General features: G+C 55.6%; 24 protein-coding genes. 18 read left to right on the forward strand and 6 right to left on the reverse strand.

Annotated features, from left to right (window positions below):
• Position 1: 1 nt before the first annotated feature.
• Genes CI070_RS06165 through CI070_RS06175 form a run of 3 tightly spaced genes read right to left on the reverse strand, consistent with a single transcriptional unit; the run spans position 2 to position 4,466 of the window.
• On the reverse strand, positions 2 to 1,879 hold the full coding sequence (locus tag CI070_RS06165) for an ArnT family glycosyltransferase (protein ID WP_094137482.1): 1,878 nt from the start codon (positions 1,877 to 1,879) through the stop codon (positions 2 to 4).
• Positions 1,876 to 3,267 carry a sigma-54-dependent transcriptional regulator gene (locus tag CI070_RS06170; protein WP_094137483.1) on the reverse strand — a complete coding sequence of 464 codons (1,392 nt, stop codon included), beginning with the start codon at positions 3,265 to 3,267 and terminating at the stop codon, positions 1,876 to 1,878. Before CI070_RS06170 ends, CI070_RS06165 begins: the two co-directional genes overlap by 4 nt.
• Positions 3,264 to 4,466: a two-component system sensor histidine kinase NtrB gene (locus CI070_RS06175; protein WP_179218592.1), complete on the reverse strand. Its 1,203-nt coding sequence runs from the start codon at positions 4,464 to 4,466 to the stop codon at positions 3,264 to 3,266. Before CI070_RS06175 ends, CI070_RS06170 begins: the two co-directional genes overlap by 4 nt.
• Positions 4,467 to 4,546: 80 nt before the next feature.
• Here CI070_RS06175 and CI070_RS06180 point away from each other — a divergent pair, with 80 nt between their 5' ends.
• The 18 genes from CI070_RS06180 (at position 4,547) to rplN (ending at position 16,588) form a co-directional block, all read left to right on the forward strand.
• Complete coding sequence (locus tag CI070_RS06180; RefSeq protein WP_094137485.1) at positions 4,547 to 4,978, forward strand: acyl-CoA thioesterase; 432 nt, start codon at positions 4,547 to 4,549, stop codon at positions 4,976 to 4,978.
• Positions 4,979 to 4,983: 5 nt separating this feature from the next.
• The gene (gene gpmI, locus CI070_RS06185) at positions 4,984 to 6,528 is read left to right on the forward strand and encodes a 2,3-bisphosphoglycerate-independent phosphoglycerate mutase (RefSeq protein WP_094137486.1); all 1,545 of its coding nucleotides are present in this window, start codon (positions 4,984 to 4,986) and stop codon (positions 6,526 to 6,528) included.
• Between the two features lie 574 nt (positions 6,529 to 7,102).
• On the forward strand, positions 7,103 to 7,486 hold the full coding sequence (gene rpsL / locus CI070_RS06190) for a 30S ribosomal protein S12 (protein WP_012419365.1): 384 nt from the start codon (positions 7,103 to 7,105) through the stop codon (positions 7,484 to 7,486).
• A gap of 26 nt (positions 7,487 to 7,512) precedes the next feature.
• The gene (gene rpsG / locus CI070_RS06195) at positions 7,513 to 7,986 is read left to right on the forward strand and encodes a 30S ribosomal protein S7 (RefSeq protein ID WP_012419364.1); all 474 of its coding nucleotides are present in this window, start codon (positions 7,513 to 7,515) and stop codon (positions 7,984 to 7,986) included.
• Positions 7,987 to 8,049: 63 nt separating this feature from the next.
• Positions 8,050 to 10,197: an elongation factor G gene (gene fusA, locus CI070_RS06200; protein WP_094137487.1), complete on the forward strand. Its 2,148-nt coding sequence runs from the start codon at positions 8,050 to 8,052 to the stop codon at positions 10,195 to 10,197.
• Between the two features lie 37 nt (positions 10,198 to 10,234).
• The gene (rpsJ, locus tag CI070_RS06205; RefSeq protein WP_012419362.1) at positions 10,235 to 10,543 is read left to right on the forward strand and encodes a 30S ribosomal protein S10; all 309 of its coding nucleotides are present in this window, start codon (positions 10,235 to 10,237) and stop codon (positions 10,541 to 10,543) included.
• Between the two features lie 45 nt (positions 10,544 to 10,588).
• The gene (rplC, locus tag CI070_RS06210; protein WP_094137488.1) at positions 10,589 to 11,224 is read left to right on the forward strand and encodes a 50S ribosomal protein L3; all 636 of its coding nucleotides are present in this window, start codon (positions 10,589 to 10,591) and stop codon (positions 11,222 to 11,224) included.
• A gap of 41 nt (positions 11,225 to 11,265) precedes the next feature.
• Positions 11,266 to 11,874, forward strand: coding sequence for a 50S ribosomal protein L4 (gene rplD, locus CI070_RS06215; RefSeq protein WP_012419360.1), 609 nt, complete (start codon positions 11,266 to 11,268; stop codon positions 11,872 to 11,874).
• A gap of 6 nt (positions 11,875 to 11,880) precedes the next feature.
• Positions 11,881 to 12,165, forward strand: a complete 285-nt coding sequence (gene rplW / locus CI070_RS06220; RefSeq protein WP_012419359.1) for a 50S ribosomal protein L23 — start codon at positions 11,881 to 11,883, stop codon at positions 12,163 to 12,165.
• Positions 12,166 to 12,192: 27 nt separating this feature from the next.
• A complete protein-coding gene (rplB, locus tag CI070_RS06225) occupies positions 12,193 to 13,029 on the forward strand; it encodes a 50S ribosomal protein L2 (RefSeq protein ID WP_012419358.1) in 837 nt (278 codons plus the stop codon).
• 35 nt (positions 13,030 to 13,064) lie between these two features.
• Complete coding sequence (gene rpsS / locus CI070_RS06230) at positions 13,065 to 13,334, forward strand: 30S ribosomal protein S19 (RefSeq protein ID WP_012419357.1); 270 nt, start codon at positions 13,065 to 13,067, stop codon at positions 13,332 to 13,334.
• Positions 13,335 to 13,354: 20 nt separating this feature from the next.
• Complete coding sequence (locus CI070_RS06235) at positions 13,355 to 14,065, forward strand: hypothetical protein (RefSeq protein WP_094137489.1); 711 nt, start codon at positions 13,355 to 13,357, stop codon at positions 14,063 to 14,065.
• 38 nt (positions 14,066 to 14,103) lie between these two features.
• The gene (rplV, locus tag CI070_RS06240; RefSeq protein WP_012419355.1) at positions 14,104 to 14,442 is read left to right on the forward strand and encodes a 50S ribosomal protein L22; all 339 of its coding nucleotides are present in this window, start codon (positions 14,104 to 14,106) and stop codon (positions 14,440 to 14,442) included.
• 39 nt (positions 14,443 to 14,481) lie between these two features.
• Entirely contained in the window at positions 14,482 to 15,171 is a 690-nt protein-coding gene (gene rpsC, locus CI070_RS06245; protein ID WP_012419354.1) for a 30S ribosomal protein S3, read from the forward strand.
• Between the two features lie 52 nt (positions 15,172 to 15,223).
• A complete protein-coding gene (rplP, locus tag CI070_RS06250; RefSeq protein ID WP_012419353.1) occupies positions 15,224 to 15,646 on the forward strand; it encodes a 50S ribosomal protein L16 in 423 nt (140 codons plus the stop codon).
• A 14-nt stretch (positions 15,647 to 15,660) separates the two neighbouring features.
• Entirely contained in the window at positions 15,661 to 15,864 is a 204-nt protein-coding gene (gene rpmC / locus CI070_RS06255) for a 50S ribosomal protein L29 (protein WP_022198347.1), read from the forward strand.
• 48 nt (positions 15,865 to 15,912) lie between these two features.
• Positions 15,913 to 16,185, forward strand: a complete 273-nt coding sequence (gene rpsQ / locus CI070_RS06260; protein ID WP_012419351.1) for a 30S ribosomal protein S17 — start codon at positions 15,913 to 15,915, stop codon at positions 16,183 to 16,185.
• A gap of 37 nt (positions 16,186 to 16,222) precedes the next feature.
• Positions 16,223 to 16,588, forward strand: a complete 366-nt coding sequence (gene rplN / locus CI070_RS06265; protein WP_012419350.1) for a 50S ribosomal protein L14 — start codon at positions 16,223 to 16,225, stop codon at positions 16,586 to 16,588.
• 480 nt (positions 16,589 to 17,068) lie between these two features.
• Here the strand turns inward: rplN and CI070_RS06270 are convergent, their stop codons facing one another.
• The 3 genes from CI070_RS06270 to galB all read right to left on the reverse strand — a co-directional run bounded on the left by CI070_RS06270 (position 17,069) and on the right by galB (position 23,716).
• Positions 17,069 to 17,911 (reverse strand): DUF4332 domain-containing protein, encoded by an 843-nt coding sequence (locus tag CI070_RS06270; RefSeq protein WP_094137490.1) that lies wholly within the window; start codon positions 17,909 to 17,911, stop codon positions 17,069 to 17,071.
• An 18-nt stretch (positions 17,912 to 17,929) separates the two neighbouring features.
• On the reverse strand, positions 17,930 to 20,602 hold the full coding sequence (locus tag CI070_RS06275) for a valine--tRNA ligase (protein WP_094137491.1): 2,673 nt from the start codon (positions 20,600 to 20,602) through the stop codon (positions 17,930 to 17,932).
• A gap of 153 nt (positions 20,603 to 20,755) precedes the next feature.
• Positions 20,756 to 23,716 carry a beta-galactosidase GalB gene (gene galB, locus CI070_RS06280; protein WP_094137492.1) on the reverse strand — a complete coding sequence of 987 codons (2,961 nt, stop codon included), beginning with the start codon at positions 23,714 to 23,716 and terminating at the stop codon, positions 20,756 to 20,758.
• Positions 23,717 to 23,844 lie beyond the last annotated feature (128 nt).

Consider the following 23,844-nt stretch of genomic DNA (forward strand, 5'->3'; position numbering starts at 1 on the left):
ATTAAGGTTGAGGAGTGGTTTCCTGAAGGTCTTTGTAAAGAATCATTTCCGCTCCCTGAATGAATTGGCGGGAATCAGGCGTGCCGAAGCGCTGCGCCAGGGGAGCAAGCGCCTGACTGTGGTCAAAGAGGTACACGGGATTTTTATCCTTGGTCTGGAACAGAACGGTGCCTTCCAGAACGAGGGGGGTGAATTCTCCGTAGGAGGAGGCAATGGTGCGGAGGTTCATTTTTGATGTGGAAGAGGGAGTCACCAGGATGCTGCCCACCTTGCCGCCGTGGAATTTCAGAATGCGTTCCAGCACCATGAGTTGTTCCACCATTTTGGGGATGCCGATGGCTTTCCGGTCTGCATACCAGCCGACGGCGGCCGGCTGGTCCGTGAGAATGAAATCCTTTTCCGCCGTCTGGGAGCGAAGATCCCGGTTAAGGCCCTGGGGATAGTAGGGAGGCCATGCCGGAATACCGCGGCCGGCCGTCAGGATGCCCACCCGCACAATGTGCGGAAGGTTGAGCAGAAGCGGAAGGGATGTGATGAGCAGGGAAAGCAGCAGAACGCCGCCCCGAAGGATGGAGATTAGTTCTCTGTTGGAATGCCTGGCAATCAGGTTGAGAACAAATGCCGTGCCGTAGGCCGTGAAAAAGGGAGCGAAGAGGATTTGAATCTGCCCTAAGGAAATGCCGGTTTTATTGGAGGTATAAATGGCCATGCCGATGACGGCAGGAACCCACATGGCAAAAATGCCCCATTTGGACTGGTTGACTTCCGGCCGTTTGAATTTATGCAGGAGGGCCAGCAGAAATACCATGGCCAGGGGAAGATTGCCGAGGTTTTCATAGAGAAGGTCACCCTGTGTCAGAATGTTGTTGATGACGGAAGTGACGACTTTTTGGGCGGCGATGGGAATGCTTCCGGAAACCAGAGCATTCATCGCTATTTCTTCATTGCCGGTCAGCCCCGTGAAGATGGTGTAGTAAGCCGTTCCGAAGAAGCCCCCGCTGAGGGAGCGGTTGATGTAAATGGGGTAGGCCAGGAAAAGAAGGAGAATGATAAGGCCCGGGATGCAGTACAGGCCGTGCGGCCTGAACCGGATGCCTGCAAAAATCAGAAAACCGGCCATGGGCCACAGCCCGATCCACCCGGTGAGACAGACGCATGAGAAACAGATGGAGCTGCCGATGAGAGGCAGCAGGAATGCGCGGTTCTCCTCCTTGTTTTGCAGCGCCCGGTACAGAAAATAGATGCCCCAGGCAAAGAAGAAGAGCATCATCATCTGCGGGAGGCCGCTGGTGGCGTATTGCAGGAAAAGATTACTGAGTATCATCGTCAGGCAGGTGAAGCAGGCGATGGTGACGTCAAACATCCGGAGGAGGATGTAGTAGCAGCTCAGGACGGCCAGGATGAAAAACATGCAGGAAATGCCCGCCACAATTCGGTCAGGCAGATAAATCATGGATGAGCCCGTCATGCTCCACAAATCAAATTTGTGGACGCCGGCCATCTTGAAGACGACTGCTTCCACCAGAATGTTCAACGGAGCGTTGCGTGTGTCCCGGAGGGCGTAGGGATTGAATTTTTCCGGATCGACGAGGGTTTCGCCCTGTCCGGCCCGGATGGCTTCCTGTTCGTGTATCTGGGCGTCTGAAAGAAAAGGGTTGAGGCCGGCGCGGGTACTCCCGGAGACCATCTGGATGGGCCTCAGCCAGTTGGTGGTCATCCCCTGCCCCCTGGCTACGTTGCGGGCGATTTGGGCGTGGTCCATGGCGGCGTCGGTGCCCAGCCCGTTAAAGTTGAAAAAATACTGCACCCCCGTGATTGCCAGCAGCAGGATAAGGATGATGATAAAAGGGGTGCGGGATGCCGAGGAGGACTCATTCATGAATGGAGGATATCTTGTAGTTTGCGTTGAAGGGTGCGCCGGCTGATGCCCAGCAGGTGGGCCGCTGCCGTTTTGTTGCCGTTTGACTGGGCCAGCGCTTGTTGGATGGCATTCCGTTCCAGCAAGGATAAATTCAAAACCCCGGCCGGGACAAGCCCATTCTGCGTGTTGGGTTCATTGTCCTCCGGCCGTTCCTGTGGAGGGGCTTCCGGAGAAGTATCCTGCAGTTGAGGGGGAAGATGGTGGATGCCTATGCTGGCGGAATTGCTCATGACGACGCCATGTTCCATGGCCGTGCGGAGTTCACGAACGTTTCCCGGCCACTGGTAATTCCGGACGGCTTCAAGCGCTTCCCGGGAAAGAGGCTTGAATTCCTTGTTGTTTTCTCTGGCGAATTCTTTCAGGAAGGCGGTAGCAAGCAGGGGAATGTCTTCCCGGCGGTCCCGGAGGGGGGGCATCTGGATATGCACCACATTGAGACGGAAGTAGAGGTCTTCCCGGAATTTCCCTTCCTGGACGAGTCTTTTCAATGATTTGTTGGTGGCCGCGATAACGCGCACATTGACGGGAATGGATACATTGGACCCTACGCGTTCTATGGTCCGTTCAGACAGCACCCGCAGTAGCCGGACTTGCGTTCCGGCATCTATTTCCCCGATTTCATCCAGAAAGATAGTGCCGCCGTCCGCCTGCTCAAAACGGCCGATGCGGCGTTGTCCGGCTCCGGTGAAGGAGCCTTTTTCATGGCCGAACAGCTCGCTTTCCAATAATTGGGGGGAAAGGGCCGCACAGTTGACGGCCACGAATTTATTTTCCGGCCTTCCGGAGAGGGAATGGATGGCCTGGGCTACGAGTTCTTTCCCGGTGCCGCTTTCCCCCTCAATCAGCACGGTCGTTTTGCTGGGAGCCACCTGGCGAATAATGGAGAATACGTGTTCCATGGCGGCGGATCTGCCCAGCAGTTTTTGCAGGCCGGAGTCCGCCTGGATGCGGGTGGTGAGTTCCTGGTTGGCCGTTTCCAGGTTCCGGGTGTGGAGCGCCCGTTTGAGCACCAGCTCCACGGCGTCCAGATTCAGGGGTTTGGTGACGAAGTCGTACGCTCCCTCTTTCATAGCTGCTACGGCGGCATCCACGGAGCCGTAGGCAGTCATCATGATGCTTTGCGGAGGGTGGGGCAGGGCGGCGGCGGCTTTCAGTACATCCATGCCGCTTTCCCCGCCCAGTCTCAGATCCGTCAGGACCAGATCCGGAGATTCTTCCCGCAGGAGGGCGGAAGCCTGGGAGAGATTGGCGGCGGTGTATACCTCGTAATCATCCTGAAAACCCATGCGCAGAGCGTCGCGCGTAGGTTTTTCATCATCTACGATCAGCAAGACAGGCATCTTCATGATGGAATGGAGGGGGGCAGGAGCCTGATGGTGCGTTCCACGCGCGGCAGGAAGACCGTGATGGTGGTTCCCTGACCCGGCTGGCTGGCCAGGGTGATGGAGCCGCCGTGTTCTTTCACGATGCGGCGAACGATAAGCAGCCCCAGTCCGGAGCCGGTGGATTTGGTGGTCAGGAAAGGTTCATAAATACTGCCCATGACCTCCGGTGAAATGCCGCAGCCGGTATCCGCCACAGTGACGAATACGCTGTCATCCGTATAACCGCTTTTGAGCAGAATAGTGCCTCCCTCCGGAGGAATGGCCTGGTAGGCATTCTTGATCAGGTTGTAAAAGACCTGTTTGATCTGGACGGGGTCCAGGCTGAGGATGGGAAGACTGGGCTGGAGGTCCGTGTTGATCTGGATGCCGCGCTGCTGGATTTCCGGTTCCAGCAGTTTCAGCACTTCCATGAGGATGGTTTCAATATTGTAGGGTTCCCGGATGGGCCTGGTGGGGCGAATGGCCTGGAGGAATTGCTTCAGGATAACGTCCAGCCGCGTGGTTTCGCTCTCCGCTGTTTTCAGCAGTTCCTCCATATCCGTCCGGTATTTTGGAGGCAGCTGCTTTGCCTTTCTGGCCAGGAGTTGGAGATGGAGGCCTATGGAATTGAGGGGGTTGCCTATTTCATGAGCCACTCCTGCGGCCAGTAGCGTTAAGGCATTAAGTCGTTCTGCCTCAATGTTTTCCGCGTTTTTCTTCTGCCGGGGTGTTTCATCCCGTATCAGGACCAGGTGGCCCTGGTTTTTGCCGCCGATAGGGGAAATGAAGATGTTCAGGAATCTGTGCTCCGGGTAAAAGATTTCCGTGTCCCGGGAGACGGCGGTCCGGCTCTGCTGGATAGTGTCCCATGTACAGTCCCTGCCCAGGAAAATACAGAAGTCATCCGGAGTGATCTGCCCGCGTTCCTTGTCAAAGAGTTTGAGGGCAGCCTGGTTGACGAACAGAATTTTCCCCTTGTTATCCAGCAGGATCAGGCCTTCCTGAATGGCTTCAAATACCTGCTGGAAAAAACCCTGCTGTTCCGCCAGCTTGACAAAAAAGCGCTGGAGGTCTTCCTCCTTGATGTGGTCAATGCGGCCGATCAGCTTGTCAATGGTGTCTTTTTTCATGGCGGCGGTTCCGTTGCCGTGCGGCTCGCTCTTATATATAAAGAGCGGCATGTCACAAATCAAGCTGATGTGACATATTGTCGCGCATTTGCGGCTGGACATGATTCCGGGGGAGAGGGCAGGATGACGGCATGCCTGAAGATTTTCCCTGCATTCCCTTTGTCAGAACGCGCCAGGTAGCTTTTCATGATACGGATGCTTCCGGGGTGGCCCATTTCTCCCGTCTGCTTTGTTTGGTGGAGGAAGTGGAGCACGAGTACCTGCGTTCCCGGGGAGTGGAGATTTTTTCCCCAGACTGCGGCTGGCCCCGCGTGCATGTGGAGGCGGATTACTCCAGCTCCGCGGGGCTGGGAGATTGGCTGAGCATTGAATTAAGTCTGGGAACGGTGGGAACCAGTTCTCTGGAATGGAAATTTGCCGTGTTTCATTCCGGGCGTCCGGTGATGAGGGGAAGATATGTGGTCGTTCGTTTGGGGAGGGGCGGCAAACCTCAGGCAATTTCGGAATCGGAGAGGGAATGCCTGATTTCAGGCTTTTCAAAAGGAGGAGATGCCTGTAAATAAAGCCCATGTCTTCTAAAAAGCCTGTCGTTCTTGTTATTCGCGACGGCTGGGGCCGCAATCCGTTGGGGCCTGATGTCGCGAAAGAGTACGGTGACGCCACTGTTCTGGCTGATACCCCCTTCACTGATTACCTCCTTGCCAACTATCCCCATAGCCTGCTGGGCGCTTCCGGGGAGGATGTGGGCCTTCCGGACGGTCAGATGGGCAATTCCGAGGTAGGGCATTTGAACCTGGGCGCGGGCCGCGTTGTCTTTCAGGATCTCTGCCGGGTGGACAATGCCATCAAAGATGGTTCCATGGGGGAAAACGCCGTGCTGAAGACCGCTTTTTCCCAGGCCGCTTCTTCCCGCCTGCACCTGCTCGGCCTGGTGAGCGACGGCGGCGTGCACAGCCATATCAACCATTTGATCGGCATCGTCAAATATGCTTATGAAGCGGGTGTCCGCGATATCTGCATCCATGCCATTACGGATGGCCGCGATTGTTCGCCGACCAGCGGAGCCGGTTTTGTCCGCCAGCTGGAGGAAGCCGTCAGGCCGTACGGCGCCAAAATTGCCACGGTTGTCGGCCGTTTCTATGCGATGGATCGGGACAAACGCTGGGACCGCAATAAGCTGGCATGGGATGCCATCGTGCTGGGCCGCGGCGAACAGTGCTCCTGCTCCCCTGCCGAATATGTGGAGCAGTGTTATGCGAAGGGTGAGACGGATGAGTTCCTGAAGCCCGGCATTTTTGCCTATGGCAACGAACAGCGCGTACGGAATAACGACGTGGTGTTCTTCTTCAATTTCCGTGCGGACCGCGCCCGGCAGATGAGCGACGCTTTCCTTTATCCCGAATTTGACGGCTTTGACCGTGAAGTGACGCCTAAAGTGCACTATGTGACGTTAACGGAATATGATGCCAAGTATCCCTCTCCCATTGTTTTTGAACAGGAACAGTTGAACAATATTTTCGGGCAGATTGTGTCGGAAGCCGGGAAAACCCAGCTCCGCATAGCGGAAACGGAAAAGTACGCCCACGTTACTTTCTTCTTTAACGGGGGTGTGGAGACCCAGTTCCCCGGAGAAGACCGCATTCTTGTTCCTTCCCCCCGGGAAGTGGCCACTTATGACCTGAAGCCCCAGATGAGCGCGGCGGAAGTGGCGGATAAGTTTGTGGACGCTGTGGACAAGTACGATGTGGTCATCATGAATTTCGCCAATGGGGACATGGTGGGCCATACCGGATTTGTGGAAGCCGGCATTGCCGCCTGCGAAGCGGTGGACAGCGCCTTGGAAAAGTGCGTGAAGAAGGTGTTGGAACTTGGCGGCAAGCTGCTTATTACGGCGGATCACGGCAATGCCGAACATATGCGCAATGAGGATGGGTCCCCGAATACAGCCCACACGACCAACCTTGTGGACCTTATTTATGTGGCGGCCGACAAGGATCAGGTAACCCTTTCCAATGGCATTCTGGCGGATGTCGCTCCCACGCTGCTGAGCCTGATGGGGTTGAAACAACCTGCTGAAATGTCCGGGCATTCCCTGGTAACTCCCGGGAAATAACGGCCTGCTGAGTTCATTGATGGAATCCGTTTCTGGATGCGTTCCGGAAACGGATTTTTTATGTCATATTTTCCGGACAGGGCAAAATGGGACAGCTGGCGGATGCGCAATGAATAGCCCGGCTGCCGTTTTTGATGAAAAAAACTTTTTCGCGAATTCTGATGACAGGCGTGTTTTGTTCGTGTCTCTCCGGCGCTTCAGGCATTTTTTTGCGGTAAGGGGCCGGACATGAAGAAATAGTTTTTCTGCCTGCGGGGAAATTTTTCTGTTTTATTCTTCATCTGTGGAGAAACTGCCGGACGGGGAGGAAAAAGGATCCCGGGAATCCGAAATGGAGTTTTGGAAGGTGCGGGGAAAATGGCACGGATAAAATATTTAGGAAAAGATGAATAAAAGACTTGTCATGATATAAAATCACGTTATATTGGCCGTCCCCAAACGTGCCGAAAGGCACAAGAAATACGTTTTCTATCGGGTTTGCCTCCGGAAAAAAGGCGCGCTTCCTGCTTATAAAAAGGAATGTTCGCCTTGAATATCGGATCAGACCGACGAACCACAACCAAAGCAGGAAAACATGCCGACCATTAATCAGCTCGTCCGCAAGGGACGTATTACTCCGGAAGAGAAGTCCAAATCACGTGCTCTTCATAGCTGTCCGCAACGCCGCGGTGTTTGTCTCCAGGTGATGACCCGTACGCCCAAAAAGCCGAACTCGGCTCTCCGTAAAGTGGCTAAAGTCCGTCTTACCAATGGTGAAGAAGTGATCGCCTACATTGGCGGCGAAGGTCATAACCTTCAGGAACACTCCATCGTGCTTGTTCGCGGCGGTCGTGTGAAGGACTTGCCGGGTGTTCGCTACCATATCGTCCGCGGCGCTCTTGACTGCCTCGGTGTTGACAAGCGCCGTCAGGGCCGCTCCAAGTATGGCGCCAAGCGTCCGAAGGCTGCTGCCAAGTAAACCAAACATCTTACCTACTATATATTATGGCTCGCCGTAAACGCGTTTATAGAAAAATCGAACGTCGTGACCCCCGTTACGACAGCGCTCTTGTTGGCAAACTGATCAGCAAGGTTATGCTGGATGGCAAGCGCTCCCTTGCGGAACGCATTGTTTATGCCGCTATTGACATGGCTAACGAAGGCACGGACAGCATTGATCCTCTGGAAGTGATCACTCGCGCCATTGAAAATGCCAAGCCCCGTGTGGAAGTGAAGAGCCGCCGCGTCGGTGGCGCTACTTACCAGGTGCCGCTTGAAGTGGATCCGGCCCGTTCCGAATCCCTGGCTATGCGCTGGATTGTGAACTATGCCCGCAACCGCAAAGGGGTGCCGATGCACAAGGCTCTCGCCAACGAAATCAAGGAAGCCGCCAACAATCAGGGTTCTTCCGTTCGCAAGCGCGACGACGTTCATAAAATGGCTCAGGCCAACCGCGCCTTTGCTCATTTCCGCTGGTAATTTCTTCCGCGACTGTCAGCCGAATCATTCACTTTCGATCACTACAGATACTTTCCAGACACTATGTCCGATCACGTAAATAATCCCAATCGCAAGGCTCCCCTTGAGCGTTACCGCAATATCGGTATTTCCGCTCACATTGACGCCGGCAAAACCACGTTGTCCGAGCGTATTCTTTTCTACACCGGCATGATTCACAAGATTGGTGAAACCCACGACGGTTCCACCACGACCGACTGGATGGAGCAGGAACGCGAACGCGGTATCACCATTACCTCCGCTGCTGTCACCACCAACTGGAAGCAGGTGAAGAATGAAGGTATCAGCAAAGTGTTCGAAGGCGAAAATTTCCAGCTGAACATTATCGACACTCCCGGACACGTTGACTTCACCGCTGAAGTGGAACGTTCCCTTCGCGTGCTTGACGGTGCCATCGTGGTGTTCTGCGGCGTGGCCGGCGTTCAGCCTCAGACGGAAACCGTGTGGCGTCAGGCCACCAAGTACAGCGTGCCCCGCATGTGCTTCGTCAACAAGATGGACCGTACCGGCGCCAACTTCAACAATGTGCTGGACGATATCCACAACAAGCTGGGCGCGAATGCCGCTGCCATTCTGATCCCCATCGGCGCTGAAGACCAGCTCCGCGGCCAGATCGACGTGGTGAACCAGAAGGCCGTCATTTACGCCGACAACGACCGCCTGGGCTCCACCTACACGATTGAGGATATTCCCGACGAACTCAAGGAAGAAGCCGAACTGGCCTACCATGAACTCGTGAGCCGTGTGGCCGACGTGGACGATGAGCTTGCTGAAAAGGTGCTCATGGAAGAACCCTTCACTCCCAAAGAGCTCAAGGAAGCTATCCGCCGCGCCACCATCGCCAACAAATTTGTGCCCGTTGCCGGTGGCTCCGCTTTCAAAAACAAAGGCGTCCAGTTCCTGCTTGACGCTGTGGTGGATTACCTTCCCTCTCCGGTAGAAACCGTTCCCGCCCATGCGGAAAGCACGCTGGATCCGGAAAAGACCTTCGAAATCACCGCTACGGACGACGCCAAGCCCATGGTGCTGGCGTTCAAGCTCTGGGCTGACAAATTCGTCGGCAAGCTGGTGTTCATCCGCGTGTACTCCGGTGTTCTCAAGAAGGGTGACACTGTGTACAATCCCCGCACCCGCAAGACGGAACGCGTGGGCCGCATTATCCAGATTCAGGCTGACCAGCATACGGATATTGATGCCGTGTACTCCGGTGACATTGCCGCCATCGTGGGGCTGCGCAACGTGACCACGGGCGACACCATCACCAGCCCGGACAATGATATCTGCCTGGAACCCCCCACTTTCCCGGAAACCGTTATTTCCATGGCGGTAGAACCCAAGACCAAGGCTGACCAGGAAAAAATGTCCAATGCTCTGGGCCGTCTGTCTGAAGAAGACCCGACTTTCCGGGTGAAGACTGATGAAGAAACCGGCCAGACCCTGATTTCCGGCATGGGTGAGCTTCACCTGGAAATCATTATTGACCGCCTGATGCGCGAATTCAAGGTGGAAGCCGACATCGGCAAGCCCCAGATTGCCTATCGCGAAACCATTACTGCCCCTGCCCATGGCGACGGCAAGCTGGTCAAGCAGTCCGGCGGCCGCGGCCAGTACGGCCACGTGGTCATCGATGTGAAGCCGAACGAACGCGGCAAGGGACTTACCATTGAAAACAAGATCGTAGGCGGCGCCATTCCCAAGGAATACATGAACGCCGTTTATGCCGGCCTTAATGAAGCCATGACCACGGGCGTCGTCGCCGGTTATCCGGTGGTGGACGTGCACGTTGAAGTGGTGGACGGTTCCTACCACGAAGTGGACTCCAATGAAAACGCTTTCAAGATGGCTGCCATCTTCGCCATGAAGGACGCTTTCAAGAAAGCCAAGCCGATCATGCTGGAACCCATCATGTCCGTTGAAGCTTCCACCCCGACCGATTACCAGGGCGACATCATGGGCGACCTGAACCGCCGCCGCGGCCAGATCAGCAACATGGAAAACAAGGCCAATGCCTGCATTTTGAAGGCTATGGTCCCCTTGTCCGAAATGTTCGGTTATTCCACCGCCATCCGAACCCTTTCCAGTGGCCGCGCTTCCTATTCCATGGAGCCCTCCCACTTTGAACAGGTGCCCCAGAACCTCGTTGACCAGATTGTCAGCGAGAAGGCTAAATAAACAAACCTTTGAAGTATAACCAATAGACCGCACGTCCATGCAAAGTCCAAAAATCCGCATTCGACTCCGCGCATTTGACTACCGCGCTATCGACCGCTCCTCCCAGGAGATCGTTGAAACCGCCAAGCGCACCGGAGCCAAAGTTCACGGCCCGATTCCGTTGCCGACCCGCATTGAAAAGTTTTCTGTGAACCGCTCCGTTCACGTCAACAAAAAATCGGCCGAACAGTTTGAAATCCGCACCCACAAGCGTCTGCTCGACATCGTCGATCCGACCGCGCGCACGATTGATGAGCTCAAGAAGCTTAATCTTCCGGCTGGGGTGGACATCACGATCCGCATCTAGTTTGGCACCCGGATAAGTAATTAAAAAACAGAAAGACACACTACAATGGCTCTAGGACTTATCGGAAAAAAGGTCGGCATGACCCGTCTGTTTGACCAGGAATCCGGCGCTATGGTGCCCGTGACCGTCATTGACGTCAAAGGCAACACCTTCGCTCAAATTAAAACGGAAGAGAAGGACGGCTACAATGCTATCCAGGTCGCCTTTGATGCGCAGAAGGAAAGCCGCGTGGCCAAGCCTCAGGCCGGCCACTTCAAGAAACTGGGCATCCAGCCTACCAAACTTCTCAAGGAATTCCGCGTAGAAGCATCCGAACTGCCTGCTGAAGGTTCTGAAGATCCCGGCGTGGATCTCTTTTCCGCCGGACAGTGGGTTGATGTGATCGGCACTTCCAAAGGCAAGGGGTTCCAGGGCGCGATGCGCCGCCACAACTTCCACGGTTCTCCCGCCGCCCACGGTTCCATGATGCACCGCCGTACCGGCGGCGTAGGCGGCTGTTCCACACCCGGCCGCGTCTGGAAGAACCAGAAGATGCCCGGACAGATGGGCAATGCCAAGCGCACGGTGCAGAACCTGAAGGTCGTCGCCGTTCGTCCGGAAGATAATGTCATTCTTATCTCCGGCGCTGTGCCCGGCGCGCGCGGTTCCTACCTCGTGATTCGCCCCGCCAAGAAGAAGTAAGGCTTTAGTTAACCTCACATTGATTATAGGAAAACCTATCTATGTCCGCAAATACCTTTACATTAGAAGCCGCCGCCGCCGCCAACATCCAGGTTGTAGGCAGTGACAAGGGCTCCCAGGCTGTGCATGACCTGATCGTGGCTTACCAGGCGAACCGCCGCACCGGTTCCGCCAATTCCAAGACCCGCGCAGAAGTCAGCGGCAATAACAAGAAGATCTTCCGTCAGAAGGGCACCGGTAATGCCCGTCACGGCGATAAGCGCGCTCCCATCTTTGTGGGCGGCGGCGTGGTCTTCGGTCCCCGTCCCTGCGACTACAGCAAGAAGGTGAACAAGAGCACCCGACGCCTGGCTCTGCGCCGCGTTCTGGGTGACCTGATTGCCGCTTCCAAGGTCAGCACCGTTTCCGAATTCTCCGTGGCTGACGGCAAGACCAAATCTTTCATCAAAGCCGTCAAAGACCTGACGGACGCCAAGAAGGTGCTCATCGTGGCAGCTTCCTTTGACGAAACCACTTACCGTGCCGCCCGCAACGTTCAGGAAGTCCTCCTGATGACCGCCGCGGAAGTGAACATTGAACAGCTCATGAATGCTGATGCAGTGATTCTCGTTGACAACGCTTTAGAAACCCTCGCCAGCCGTACTGCTTAAGAAGCCATGAAAGACATTTACCAAGTCATCAAGAAGGTGCGCATCAGCGAAAAGGCCACCATGCTCCAGGAAACTACCGGCGAGCTGGTCTTTGAAGTTGATCGTGACGCCAACAAAATCGAAATCAAAAAGGCTGTCGAAGTCGCTTTCGGCAAGAAGGTCGCATCCGTGCGTACCGCCAACTATGACGGCAAACTCAAGCGCCAGCGTCGCTCTGATGCAGGTCGCACCGCTCATTGGAAAAAGGCTTATGTCAAGCTTGCCAACGGTGAAACCCTTGATCTCGTTTAACGCCCCCTACTAGGAAGGAAAGCTATCATGTCCCTCAAGTCATTCAAGCCAGTTACTCCCTCTAACCGTTACAAGGTGTGGCCGTCCTTTGACGAAATCACCACCTCTACCCCGGAAAAGAGTCTCTGCAGACCCCTCAAGAAATCCGGCGGCCGCAACAACAACGGCCGCATCACCACCCGCCACATTGGCGGTGGCCATAAGCGCAAATACCGTCTGGTGGACTTCAAGCGCAACAAGTTTGACGTGCCCGCTACCGTTCTTACGATCGAATACGATCCCAACCGCACCTGCCGCATTGCTCTGATTGAGTACAAGGATGGTGAAAAATCCTACATTCTGGCCCCTACGGGGCTGCAGGTGGGCATGAAGGTGGAAAGCGGCCAGAAGGTTGCTCCCAAGGTAGGCAATGCCATGCCCTTGAAGAACGTTCCTCTGGGTACTTCCGTTCACAACATTGAAATTCGTCCGGGTTCCGGCGGCAAGGTTGCCCGCGCTGCCGGCCAGCAGGCCATCGTTTCCAACCGTGAAGCAGGCTACGCGCTGATCAAGATGCCTTCCGGTGAAATCCGCCGTTTCAATGAAGATTGCTACTGCACGATCGGTCAGGTGGGCAATACCCAGCACATGAATGAAATGTCCGGCAAGGCCGGCCGTACCCGCTGGATGGGTGTTCGTCCTACCGTGCGCGGTATGACGATGAACCCCGTCGACCACCCGAACGGTGGTGGTGAAGGCAAATCCAAGTCCGGTGGCGGTCGCCAGCACCTCAAATCTCCGTGGGGCCACGTCAAGGGCCAGAAGACCCGCCGTCTCCGCAAGCCCAGCGACTCCGTCATCGTACAGCGCCGCAATGCCAAGTAATCAATATATTATAACTTTAACTAGGATTATATAACATGGGACGTTCTCTCAAAAAAGGCCCTTTTGTCAGCCAAAAGCTTCTCGCCAAGATCGACGCTCAGCTTGAATCCGGCGACCGCAAGCCGATCAAGACCTGGAGCCGCGCATCCATGATTACGCCTGACTTCGTCGGCCTGACTTTCCTGGTGCACGCCGGCAAGAACTTTGCCACCGTGTACGTCACGGAAAACATGGTAGGCCACAAGCTTGGTGAATTTGCTCCGACTCGTGTCTTCAAACAGCACGGCGGTATCGGTAAGAAGTAATCAGTAAGTTAACAATCAACATGTCGAATTCTTCTTCCATCCTTGCATACTCTCTTACCACCCTTGTAGGGCTGGGCGGGGCGTTGCAGGGAGCGGAAGAGGATACGGCGGCACTGACGCGCAGAATCGAGCGCCTCGAAAAGCAGAATGCGGCCCTCAAGGCATCTTATGCCCAGGCCCGCAGCGACGCCGACAAGGCGGCCGCACAGCTGGTGGAGATCCGTTCCAGGCTGGAAGCTTTGGGGGGCGCTGCGCTAGGTAACAGCGAGGAACGCCTGATTCAGGCGATGGCGGACATCGAAGCCTTTAATGACCGCATCCAGCGGCTGGAGCAGGCGTCCGTCAAGCTCTCCGGAGCCATCCTTGCCTACATGAAACAAGCCATATCCGAAGATGCGAACGCCAGGACGGCTGTGGAGAGTTCTCTGCGCCTGCTGGAATCCGTTCTGGGATACAGGCAACAGCCCGTGCGAGATGGCGCGGGAACCCTGGCGGAAGCCAAGGTGCTCAGCATTGATTCCGAGTCCGGAGTGGTGGTGCTGAATACCGGCAGAACGGCAGGAATGCAAGTCGGGATGCCGGTTCGGTTAACCCGGGGAGCTCAAACCATCGGAGAAGCCGTAGTCACGGACGTCCGCAAGGAAGTATGTGGCGCGCTTGTTCAGAAGCTTGAGACGCCTGCCGATCCGGTGCGCGTCGGAGATTCTGCCTCAGTAAAAACCAACGACTAAATCATCTTCATAATAACCTGCACTACGAGGAAAAACCCATGGAAGTGAAAGCTGTTTACAAATACGCCCGCATCTCCGCCAAGAAGATGCGCGATGTTGCTCAAGAAATCCAAGGCTTGTCCGTCTCCCAGGCGACCGACATCCTGTCCTACACCCCCAAGAAGGGTGCCTACCTGCTGAATAAGACGCTCAAGTCCGCGCTGGCCAACGCCGAAAATAATGCGGAACTGTCCGTTGATACGCTGGTGGTCAAGTCCGTCATGGTCGATGAGGGCCCCACGATGCGCCGCACGATGCCCCGCGCCCGCGGATCCGCCAACATGATCCGCAAGCGCACATCCCATATCACCGTTATCCTGGCCGATCAAGAAGGCTAGGCCATACCAATCTAACACACATATAGCTGAACTAATATCATGGGTCAGAAAGTAAATCCAATCGGGTTCCGCCTCGCCGTCAACAAGGACTGGCGCTCCAAGTGGTACGCCACGGGCCAGGATTACGCCACCAAGCTGCATGAAGACTTGGTGATGCGCAAGTACATCAAGGAACAGTTGATGTCCGCCGCCGTTTCCAGCATCGTGATTGAACGCGCCTGGAACAGTGTCCGTATCACCGTCCACACTGCCCGTCCGGGTCTTGTCATTGGCCGCAAGGGTGAGGAAATTGAAAAGATCCGCCAGTATCTCCAGGGCCTGTGCGGCGCTTCCACCCAGGTCAATATTGACATTGTGGAAATCCGCTCCCCTGAAACGGACGCCCAGCTCATTGCAGAGAACGTGGCTGTCCAGCTGGAACGCCGCGTTTCCTTCCGCCGCGCCATGAAGCGCGCCGTGCAGGTTGCCATGGAACGCGGGGCCGACGGCATCCGCATCCGTTGCGCCGGCCGTCTTGGCGGGGCTGACATTGCCCGTGCCGAATGGTACCGCGAAGGCAAGGTGCCGTTGCAGACGCTCCGCACTCCGATTGACTACGGTTTCGCCGAAGCCCGTACCCTGTACGGCATCATCGGTGTGAAGTGCTGGGTCAACAAGCGCGATGAAGTCGTCTCCCAGCAGAATTCCCGTCCGTCCGGCCCCCGCGGACCCCGTCGTCCGCGCGCCTGAGAAAGCCGCTACCACATTTGTTCATCACACTTAACACAAGGAGGAATAAGATATGCCTTTAATGCCCAAGAGAGTGAAGCACCGCAAGATGCACCGCGGCAGCCGTTCCGGCAATGCCACCAGCGGTACCTATGTTGCTTTTGGTGACTTCGGCCTTCAGGTGCTCGACCGTGGTTGGATCACCAACAACCAGATTGAAGCCTGCCGTATTGCGATCAACCGTTACCTGAAACGTAAAGGTAAGGTGTTCATCCGCATTTTCCCGCAGAAATCCTTTACGTCCCGTCCCCCGGATACCCGTATGGGTAAGGGTAAGGGCGCTGTGGAAGGCTGGGTAGCCGTTGTCCGTCCCGGCAACATTCTGTTTGAAGTAGGCGGCGTGACCGAATCTCAGGCGCGTGAGGCCCTTCGGCTGGCTTCCAACAAGCTGGGCGTATCAACCCGCTTCGTCTATCGTCAAGGCGTTCAACACTAAAGCTACTCATCACCATGTCCGATAAGAACTCCGCCAAAGAACTTCGTGCTATGTCCGCCAAGGAGCTTTCCGCTCTGGTGCGCAGCCTTCGTGAAGAACTTTTCAATCTCCGCCTCCAGCAGGCTACCGGTCAGCTGGAAAACAACCAGAGAATCCGCACCGTCCGCAAGGACCTTGCCCGCGCCCTTACCATTCAGGGCGAAACCGGGGAGGTTTAATTGAGGATTTCCGGTAATTACAGAATATTCTAACACTTTTAGAATCCAATGTCCGAACAAACCGAAACAACCAAGAAGCCCGGCCTTCGCAAGACGCGCGTCGGCGTGGTGACTTCCACCAAGATGGACAAGACCATCGTTGTGGAGTACGTCGCCCGCGTTCCGCACCCCAAATTCAAGAAGATCGTCAAGAAGAGCAAGAAGTTCTATGCCCACGACGAGAATTCCACGGCCAAGGTAGGCGATAAGGTACGTATCGTTGAAACCCGCCCGCTTTCCAAGCTGAAGTGCTGGGAACTGGTGGAAGTGCTTACCCATTAATCAGGAATCAACCATTAAGTAAAGGAGATTTGATACCATGATCCAGATGGAATCCCTAGTCCAGGTAGCCGACAATACCGGCGCCCGCTCCGCCAAGATGATTGGCGTTATCGGCAAGCGCACCCGTCAGGCTCACATTGGCGACATTATTACCTGCCACATCCGCGAATCCATTCCCACCGCTTCCGTGAAGAAAGGAACCGTGGTGAAGGCCGTGGTAGTACGCACCGCCGCCCCGATCCGCCGTGATGACGGTTCCGTGCTTCGTTTTGACGGCAATGCCGTCGTCATCATCGACAAGGATAACAACCCGCGCGGCACCCGTATTTTCGGGCCAGTCGCTCGTGAACTCCGTGAAAAGAAGTTCATGAAGATTGTTTCCCTTGCTCCGGAAGTGCTCTAATCGAGACGCCTCAGGATTTTAAACGCCGTCCTCTGAAAGGGAGGACGGCGTTTTTTATTGTCCGCATTTTGCTGATCAATTTACATTGCAGTGTGGTTCCCATATAGGGAAAAGGTTGTCGGAACACATTCCTTGCCTGGCGTACGAGAAGAGGAAGGAGACGTTTTTATTCGGAAGATCCGGGGAAGCGGCCTTATAGCCGTATTTTTCCTGGCCGGCTTTGGGGCGGTTCCTGTTGGTGGATTTTTATAGAATAAGTTACCGGACGGGGGGTAGGCTTTGCCGGAAGCCGTTCCCTGGAACCAGGAGAAGCTGGAAGGGGCTTTCTGTTTTGTCAAAACGCGGATTTGAAGTGAGGGAACAGGGGAAATAATGGAAGGAAGGACAGACGAGGAATCTCCTTCCAAATGCCTGGCAAGGGGAAAAGAGAAGGCAAGAAACCGGGAATCCGGGAAGTCTGGCGCAGGAGCTAAGGCTTCGTTAATGCCTGTGCTGTTCAGTTCGGCATTTTCCCAGCTGCTGGGAGGAACCGCAGGCCGGGCAACGGAACCAGCGGAAGAGGAATATATGCAGCGCCGTGGCAAATACGTAGCCGAACAGGGGAATGTGGTGGGCCGCCTTATTGCGAGTGTATTTTTTAAAGGAAAAGACATGAGCCCTGCACACGCTGCATTTCCGGGGAAGCGCCAGGGAGAGATAGAGAATCATCGCCAGAATCCAGGGGCCGAAGCAGAGGCTGATTAATGGCCAGCCTCGTTCTCCATTGAGAAGCACAAGGGTGGTGACCGAAATGGAGAAGAGGATGCAGAAGAACAGGAGCAGGACGGTAACGGCTCCCATCCATGTCCGGAAGGAGGTCATGTGCTTGATGCCCTTTTTGCGAAGGTAGGTTTTCGGTTTCTTGAGGGTGTGAACATGTTTTGCGGGATGGTAGCAGTGTTCTTCCTGCAGCCTGGCCTTGGCGGAGAGATGTTTTGGCGGGCCGTCCGTATGGGAACGTCCCCGTTCCTTTCTGTTTTCTGAAGAATCAGTAACCGGAGGGTCAACGGGCGTGGCAAGGGGGAGGGCGTCTTCCTCATGGGAGGGAAGAAGCTCCGGTTCCGGCACCGTGGGAGAGGAAAGAGCCTGATTCACCCATTCCCTGAAAACGGGAGCGGAAGGAATTTCCGTTTGCAGTTTCAACATCCGTTTTGCCTGGTGGAGTTCAGGCAAAACGGTGGAGGGGTCCGCGGAAGCGAATTGTTCAAGAGTGCGTATGCCCACCGCTTCAAGCAACTCAATGAATTGCTCGCGGCCGGCAAAGTACTTTTGAATATTATTCATTCCCGGAATGATAGATGGTTAGGAAAGGGAATCAAGCATCCCTTTTAACTGGGATTGTTTTGCTTCCCAGTCCGCCAGACGGGCTTTTTCCTGGTTCACGACTTCCGCCGGAGCTCTTTCCACAAAGCCTGCATTACCCAGCTTGGCCGCGGATTTGGCTATTTCCCTGGCTATTTTGTCCAGTTCCCTGCCCAGGCGTTCCTTTTCCGCTTCCACGTCAATAAGGCCTTCCAGAGGCAGGAAGAGTTCCCCAAGCGGCGTGAGGGCTGCCGGCGTTCCTTTGGGAGAGGAGTAGGCCGCGTCCCGGATGACGGATTTGGCGTTCGCCAGAATGGCCAGGCGGGAGAGAAGGTCCTGGGGAACGTCGTGGGGAGTTTTCAGGATGAAGCTGACGTTTTTATTGTTGGAAAGGTCGTATTCCGCTTTCAGGTTGCGGGCCTTGTTGGCCGTTTCATAAAGAGCCGCGGCCTGGGTATTCGCCAGGGTGATGCGGCTTTCATCAAGTCCCGCCAGAAGGTTTTCGGCAGAGGGGAGGGGAGTGCGCATGAGCGGCAGGCCGCCGTTGTCTTCCGCAAAGCCCAGGGAGGCCCAGAGTTCTTCCGTGATATGAGGCATGACCGGATGCAGAAGAGCCAGGTAGTGCCTGAGCACCGTGTCCATGGTGGTGAGCGTGGCCGCCCGCGCCGCAGGGTCCGCCCCGTCCTTCAGGTCACCTTTGACGGCTTCCAGGAAGCGGTCGCAGTATTCGTTCCAGAAGAATTGGTACAGGGTCTGGATGAGGGCGTTGAATTCGTAGTCCGCCAGCGCTTTTTCTACATCTGCATGCAGTTGCTTGAGCTTGGAGATGATGGAAATATGCACGGACGAGTAGTGCGGGGCCGTTCCTCCCCTGGCATCTCCCTGCATCAGCCGGAAACGCGTGGCGTTGTACAGTTTGTTGGCAAAGTTGCGGCCTTCGCTGATCTGGTTTTCGTCAAAGCGCACATCCGTTCCCGTGGGGGCGATACGCATGAGGCCGAAGCGGAGGCCGTCTGCTCCGTAGTTGGCGATCAGGTCCAGCGGATCCGGGGAGTTGCCCAGGGATTTGCTCATTTTACGCCCGATTTTGTCACGGATGATAGACGTGAAAAAGACGTTGCTGAATGGTTTGTTATGCTGGAAGCGGTATCCGGCCATGATCATGCGCGCCACCCAGAAGAAGATGATGTCCGGTCCCGTGACAAGATCCGTAGTGGGATAGAATTTGGCGCGGGTCTCTTCATCCATGGTGGAGAAAGGCCACAGCCAGGAGGAGAACCATGTGTCCATTACGTCGTTGTCCTGAATCCAGTTGTCCGGGTCCTGAGGCGGTTCGGTTCCCACGTAGAGGAAGCCCTGTTCCAGTGCGGAGGCGTCCAGCGCCGGGGCGTTCTTGAGTTCTTCCGCCTTGTCCTTGCGGTACCAGACGGGGATGCGATGGCCCCACCAGAGTTGGCGGGAGATGCACCAGTCCTGGATGTTTTCCAGCCAGTGGGCGTAGGTTTTCGCCCAGCGCGCGGGGCGAAAAGTGATATCCCCTTCCGCTATGGCGTCCGCAGCTTCTTTCACGCAGGGGTATTTGAGGAACCACTGCATGGAGAGGCGCGGTTCAATCGGGACATTGGCGCGTTCGGAGAACCCGACTTTGTTATCATAGTCTTCAATGTTGACCATGAGTCCGGAGGCTTCCAGCATTTCCACGGATTTACGACGCGCGTCAAAGCGGTCCATGCCGTGAAGTTCGGGCACTTCCGGGCAGTTGATATGACCGTCGGGGGTAAGGATATCGATAATTTCCAGGTTGAATTTCCGGCCTATTTCAAAGTCGGCCTTGTCATGGGCCGGCGTGATTTTCAGAGCGCCCGTGCCGAATTCTATTTCTACATATTCATCTCCGATGATAGGGATGGGGGTGGGGTTGAGCGGACGCATGACGTTTTTTCCGATGAGGTGGGCGTACCGCGGATCCTTCGGGTTGACGGCCACAGCCACGTCCGCCATGATGGTTTCCGGGCGGGTAGTGGCTACATGGAGGGCGCCGGAGCCGTCTTCCAGTTTGTAAAGAACGGTGTAGAGCTTGCTTTTTTGCTCAGTCATGATGACTTCTTCATCAGAGAGGGCCGTGAGGGATACGGGACACCAGTTGACCATGCGGCGCCCCCGGTAGATGAGCCCTTCCTTAAAGAGTTCAATGAAGACCTGTCCGACGGCTTTGGTGTATTCCTCATCCATCGTGAAGCGTTCACGGTCCCAGTCGCAGGAGCAACCCAGCTTGTGGAGCTGGTTGATGATGATGCCTCCGTGTTTTTCTTTCCATTCCCAGACTTTTTCCAGGAAGGCTTCACGGCCCAGATCATGACGGCTCTGGCCCGTTGTCTGTTTGAGGTCTTTTTCCACCCTTACCTGCGTGGCGATGCCGGCATGGTCTGTGCCGGGCAGCCAGAGGGCTTCATATCCTTTCTGGCGCGCGCGGCGTACCAGGATGTCCTGGATGGTGTTGTTCAGCACATGGCCCAGATGCAGCACTCCCGTGACGTTGGGGGGAGGGATGACGACAGAGTAGGCAGGCTTTTCAGAAGCCGGGTCAGCCTTGAAACAACCTTCTTCAATCCAGCGGGATTGCCATTTTTCTTCCACCAGGGAGGGATCATATGCTTTGGGCAGATCAGACATGGGCAAAAGGGTAGCATAAAGTTTTTTTCTTTCAATCCCTACCTGTCCGGGAGAGAGGGGAAAGATGTCTCTTTTCCCCCGGAATAATGTGATGAAAAAGCCGCCGGGTTCCTGTCGGATCCCGGCGGCCGGAACGGAGAGTTTTCCGGTTTGTTATTTGACCGTCACAGTGGTCTGAGCCGGCTTGAGGCCGTTGGAGATGACCTGGAGCGTCACTTTTCCGGATTCTCCCTTACGGGAGCGCAGAACGACTTGGGCAAGGCCGTTGAAGGCCTTGATTTTCATGATTTTCCTGTTTTCCGGATTCGCCATGGTGGTGAAGTCCGTGGGATCGCCGTTGCAGATGCCGGCGATGTCCGCGGGGCCGCTTACCTTGAAGGTGAGCTGGTTTTTGCTCCGGGGCACCATACGGCCCTGGGCATCGCGGACGGCTACGGTGACATAGGATAGGTCATATCCGTCCCCCTTGATTTCGTTGCGGTCCGGCTTGAGGGTGAGCGCCGCAGGTTTTCCGGTAGTGGTTACCGTGTCCGTAGCCCAGATTTTACCGTCCTTTTTGGCGACTACTTTGAGGGTGCCGGGCGTGTATTTGACGTCTTCCCACACGAGGCGGTAACGGTCTTTTTCCCCAGTGCCCTTTTTACGGACGCCCAGGGATTTCCCGTTCAGGAAGAGTTCCGCTTCATTCCCGCTGGTGTAAACATGCACGGGCGTTACCTGTCCCTTGCGTTCCGGCCAGTTCCAGTGCGGCAGGATGTGCGCCATCTTGACATCCGGCCTCCAGTGGGCCTGGTAGATGTAGAAGCGGTCCTTTTTGAAGCCGCACAGGTCCACGATGCCGAAGTAGGAGCTGCGGGAGGGCGCGCGGTCTCCCAGTTTTTTGAGTTCCGCCATCAGCTTTTCGCGTTCCGGCCCTTCCGGAACGTTCAGGGCGTTGGTGGCGTCCAGGTTGTACGGGGTGGGTTCTCCGATGTAGTCAAAGCCCGTCCATACATATTCTCCTGCGCTGTTGGGGTTGTCTTCCTGAGCGGCGAATTCCACATCCGGACGGTTGGCCCAGCCTGGGGCGTACAGGTCATAGGAACTGACCTGGTAGAGGTAAAATCCCTTGCCCTTGTTCCAGTCCACAGGGAAGAAGTATTCTCCGCGAGAGCTGACGCAGGATGCTGTTTCCGCACCATAGAACGGCTGGTGGGGGCGGTCCTTGGCGAAGCCTTTATAAGCCCAGGGCTTGTAGTTGTAACCGTAAACGTCCAGGGTGTCCCCAAAGCCGTTGCGTGCGGCATTGGCGTTGTTGCAGCCGGAGGTTACTTTGCGCGTGGGGTCTTCCCGGTGGAAAAGATTCGTCAGGGTCTGGGAGATATGGTGAAGATTCGTCATTCCCTGTTCCGGAACTTCATTTCCCGAACTCCACGCAATGACACTGGGGTGGTTGCGGTCCCGGTGGCAGAGGTTGACCACGTCCCGTTCATGCCATTCGTTGAAGGATTCGTTGTTGACGCCTTCTTTGGAGCATTGCCATACGTCGAAAAGCTCGTCAATGACCAGGATGCCCATTTTATCGCACAGATCCAGCACTTCCGGAGCGGGCGGGTTGTGGGATGTGCGGATGGAGTTGACGCCGAATTCCTTCAGGATTTCAATCTGGCGTTCATAGCCTCGCTTGTGGGCGGCGGAGCCGAGCGGTCCCAGGTCATGGTGCTGGCAAACGCCCTTGAGCTGCACGCGCTCCCCGTTAAGGTAGAATCCCGTGGGTTTCCATTCAACGGTTCTTACACCGAAGTTGGTGACTTTTTGGTCGATGATTTTGTCTCCCAGCCGGACCGTGGTTTTCATCTTGTACAGATGGGGCGCGTTGAGCGTCCACAGAGTGGGGTTTTTGAGCGTCAGCGTACTGGTGATTTTACCTTTTTCCCCGGCGGGAATTTCTTTCCCCTTGGCGGTTGTGGAGGCGACGATTTTACCGCCGTCCAGAATTTCTTCAGTAACAGTGGGGATGACGGCTTTGTCCGTAGTGTTTTTCACCGTGGTGTCCACTTCCACCTTGGCGGCGGATTTGGTGATTTCCGGAGTTTTGACGAAGACGCCCCAGTGTTCGATATGCACAGGATTGGATTCCGTGAGCCACACATGGCGGTAGATGCCGCCGCCCGGATACCAGCGGGAGGAGCTGGGCGGATTGTCCACTCTGACGGCAATGGTGTTTTTCTGCCCGAATTTCAGGAAGGGCGTGATGTCTACGCGGAAGGAGCTGTAGCCGTATTTCCATTCGCCGGCCAGATGCCCGTTCACATAGATTTTCGGGCGGGACATAACGCCGTCAAAGTCCAGGTAGAATTGGTTGCCCTTGGCATCCGCCGGGATTTCCAACGTCTTGCGGTACCAGCCAATGCCGACCCAGGGGAGTTTTCCTGTTCTGTTCTCAATTTCCATCCGGAAGGGGCCTTCCACGCCCCAATCGTGCGGCAGGTTCAAGGAACGCCAGTTTTTGTCGTTGAAAGAGGGGCTGGAGGGATTGTCCGCGTTGCCGGTTCCGGCGGTGGCCTGAGGGCGGATGATTTTCCCTTTGTCGTTTTTAAAGGTGATTTCACGGATGCTGGCCCAGTTGCTCTGGTTGTTGCCCGTGACGGTGATGCGGAAGTAACGCGGTTTGCCGGTTTTGTTTTCTACCGTGTCTTCCCTGGAGTCGTTTTGCCCGGAAGTTTTGTCTTCAATAGTCGTCCAGCGTTTCCCATCACCGGAGCCTTCCAGCTTGAAAAGATGGTTGCTTTGTTTTTCCCACAGGATGTTGACGGTTTTCACGTCTGCGGGGCGTCCCATGTCCACGGTGATTTTTTCTCCGCTTTTGCCGCTGTCGGCACACCAGCGGGTGGACTTGTCCCCGTCCACGGCATTGTCCGCCGGATTGCCGGATTCTTCACTGGTGGCAGTGGCGAAGCCCATGGCTTTTCCCGGTTCCGGTTGAGTACTGCCATCCGGCATTTTCCCGAAACGGGCGAATTTCCAGTTCCAATCCAGGCTCTCCGTTTTGGTCGCATCCAGAGGCGCCGCCATAAGGCCGGCGATGCTGAACGCAGTAATGCAGAGGGTCGTGCGTGTAATATTGGTGAACATATCTGTGATATTACGACTGGAAATCTGCGATCTTGCAAGATTTTTATTCAGCGGAATCCGGTTTCAGGCCGGATTCCGTCAACAGGGTTTCACGCGTCAGGCGGGATGACTTGCCGCAGCCGTCCAGT

Source organism: Akkermansia muciniphila (assembly GCF_900184965.1).
GTDB classification, from domain to species: Bacteria; Verrucomicrobiota; Verrucomicrobiia; order Verrucomicrobiales; family Akkermansiaceae; genus Akkermansia; species Akkermansia muciniphila_A.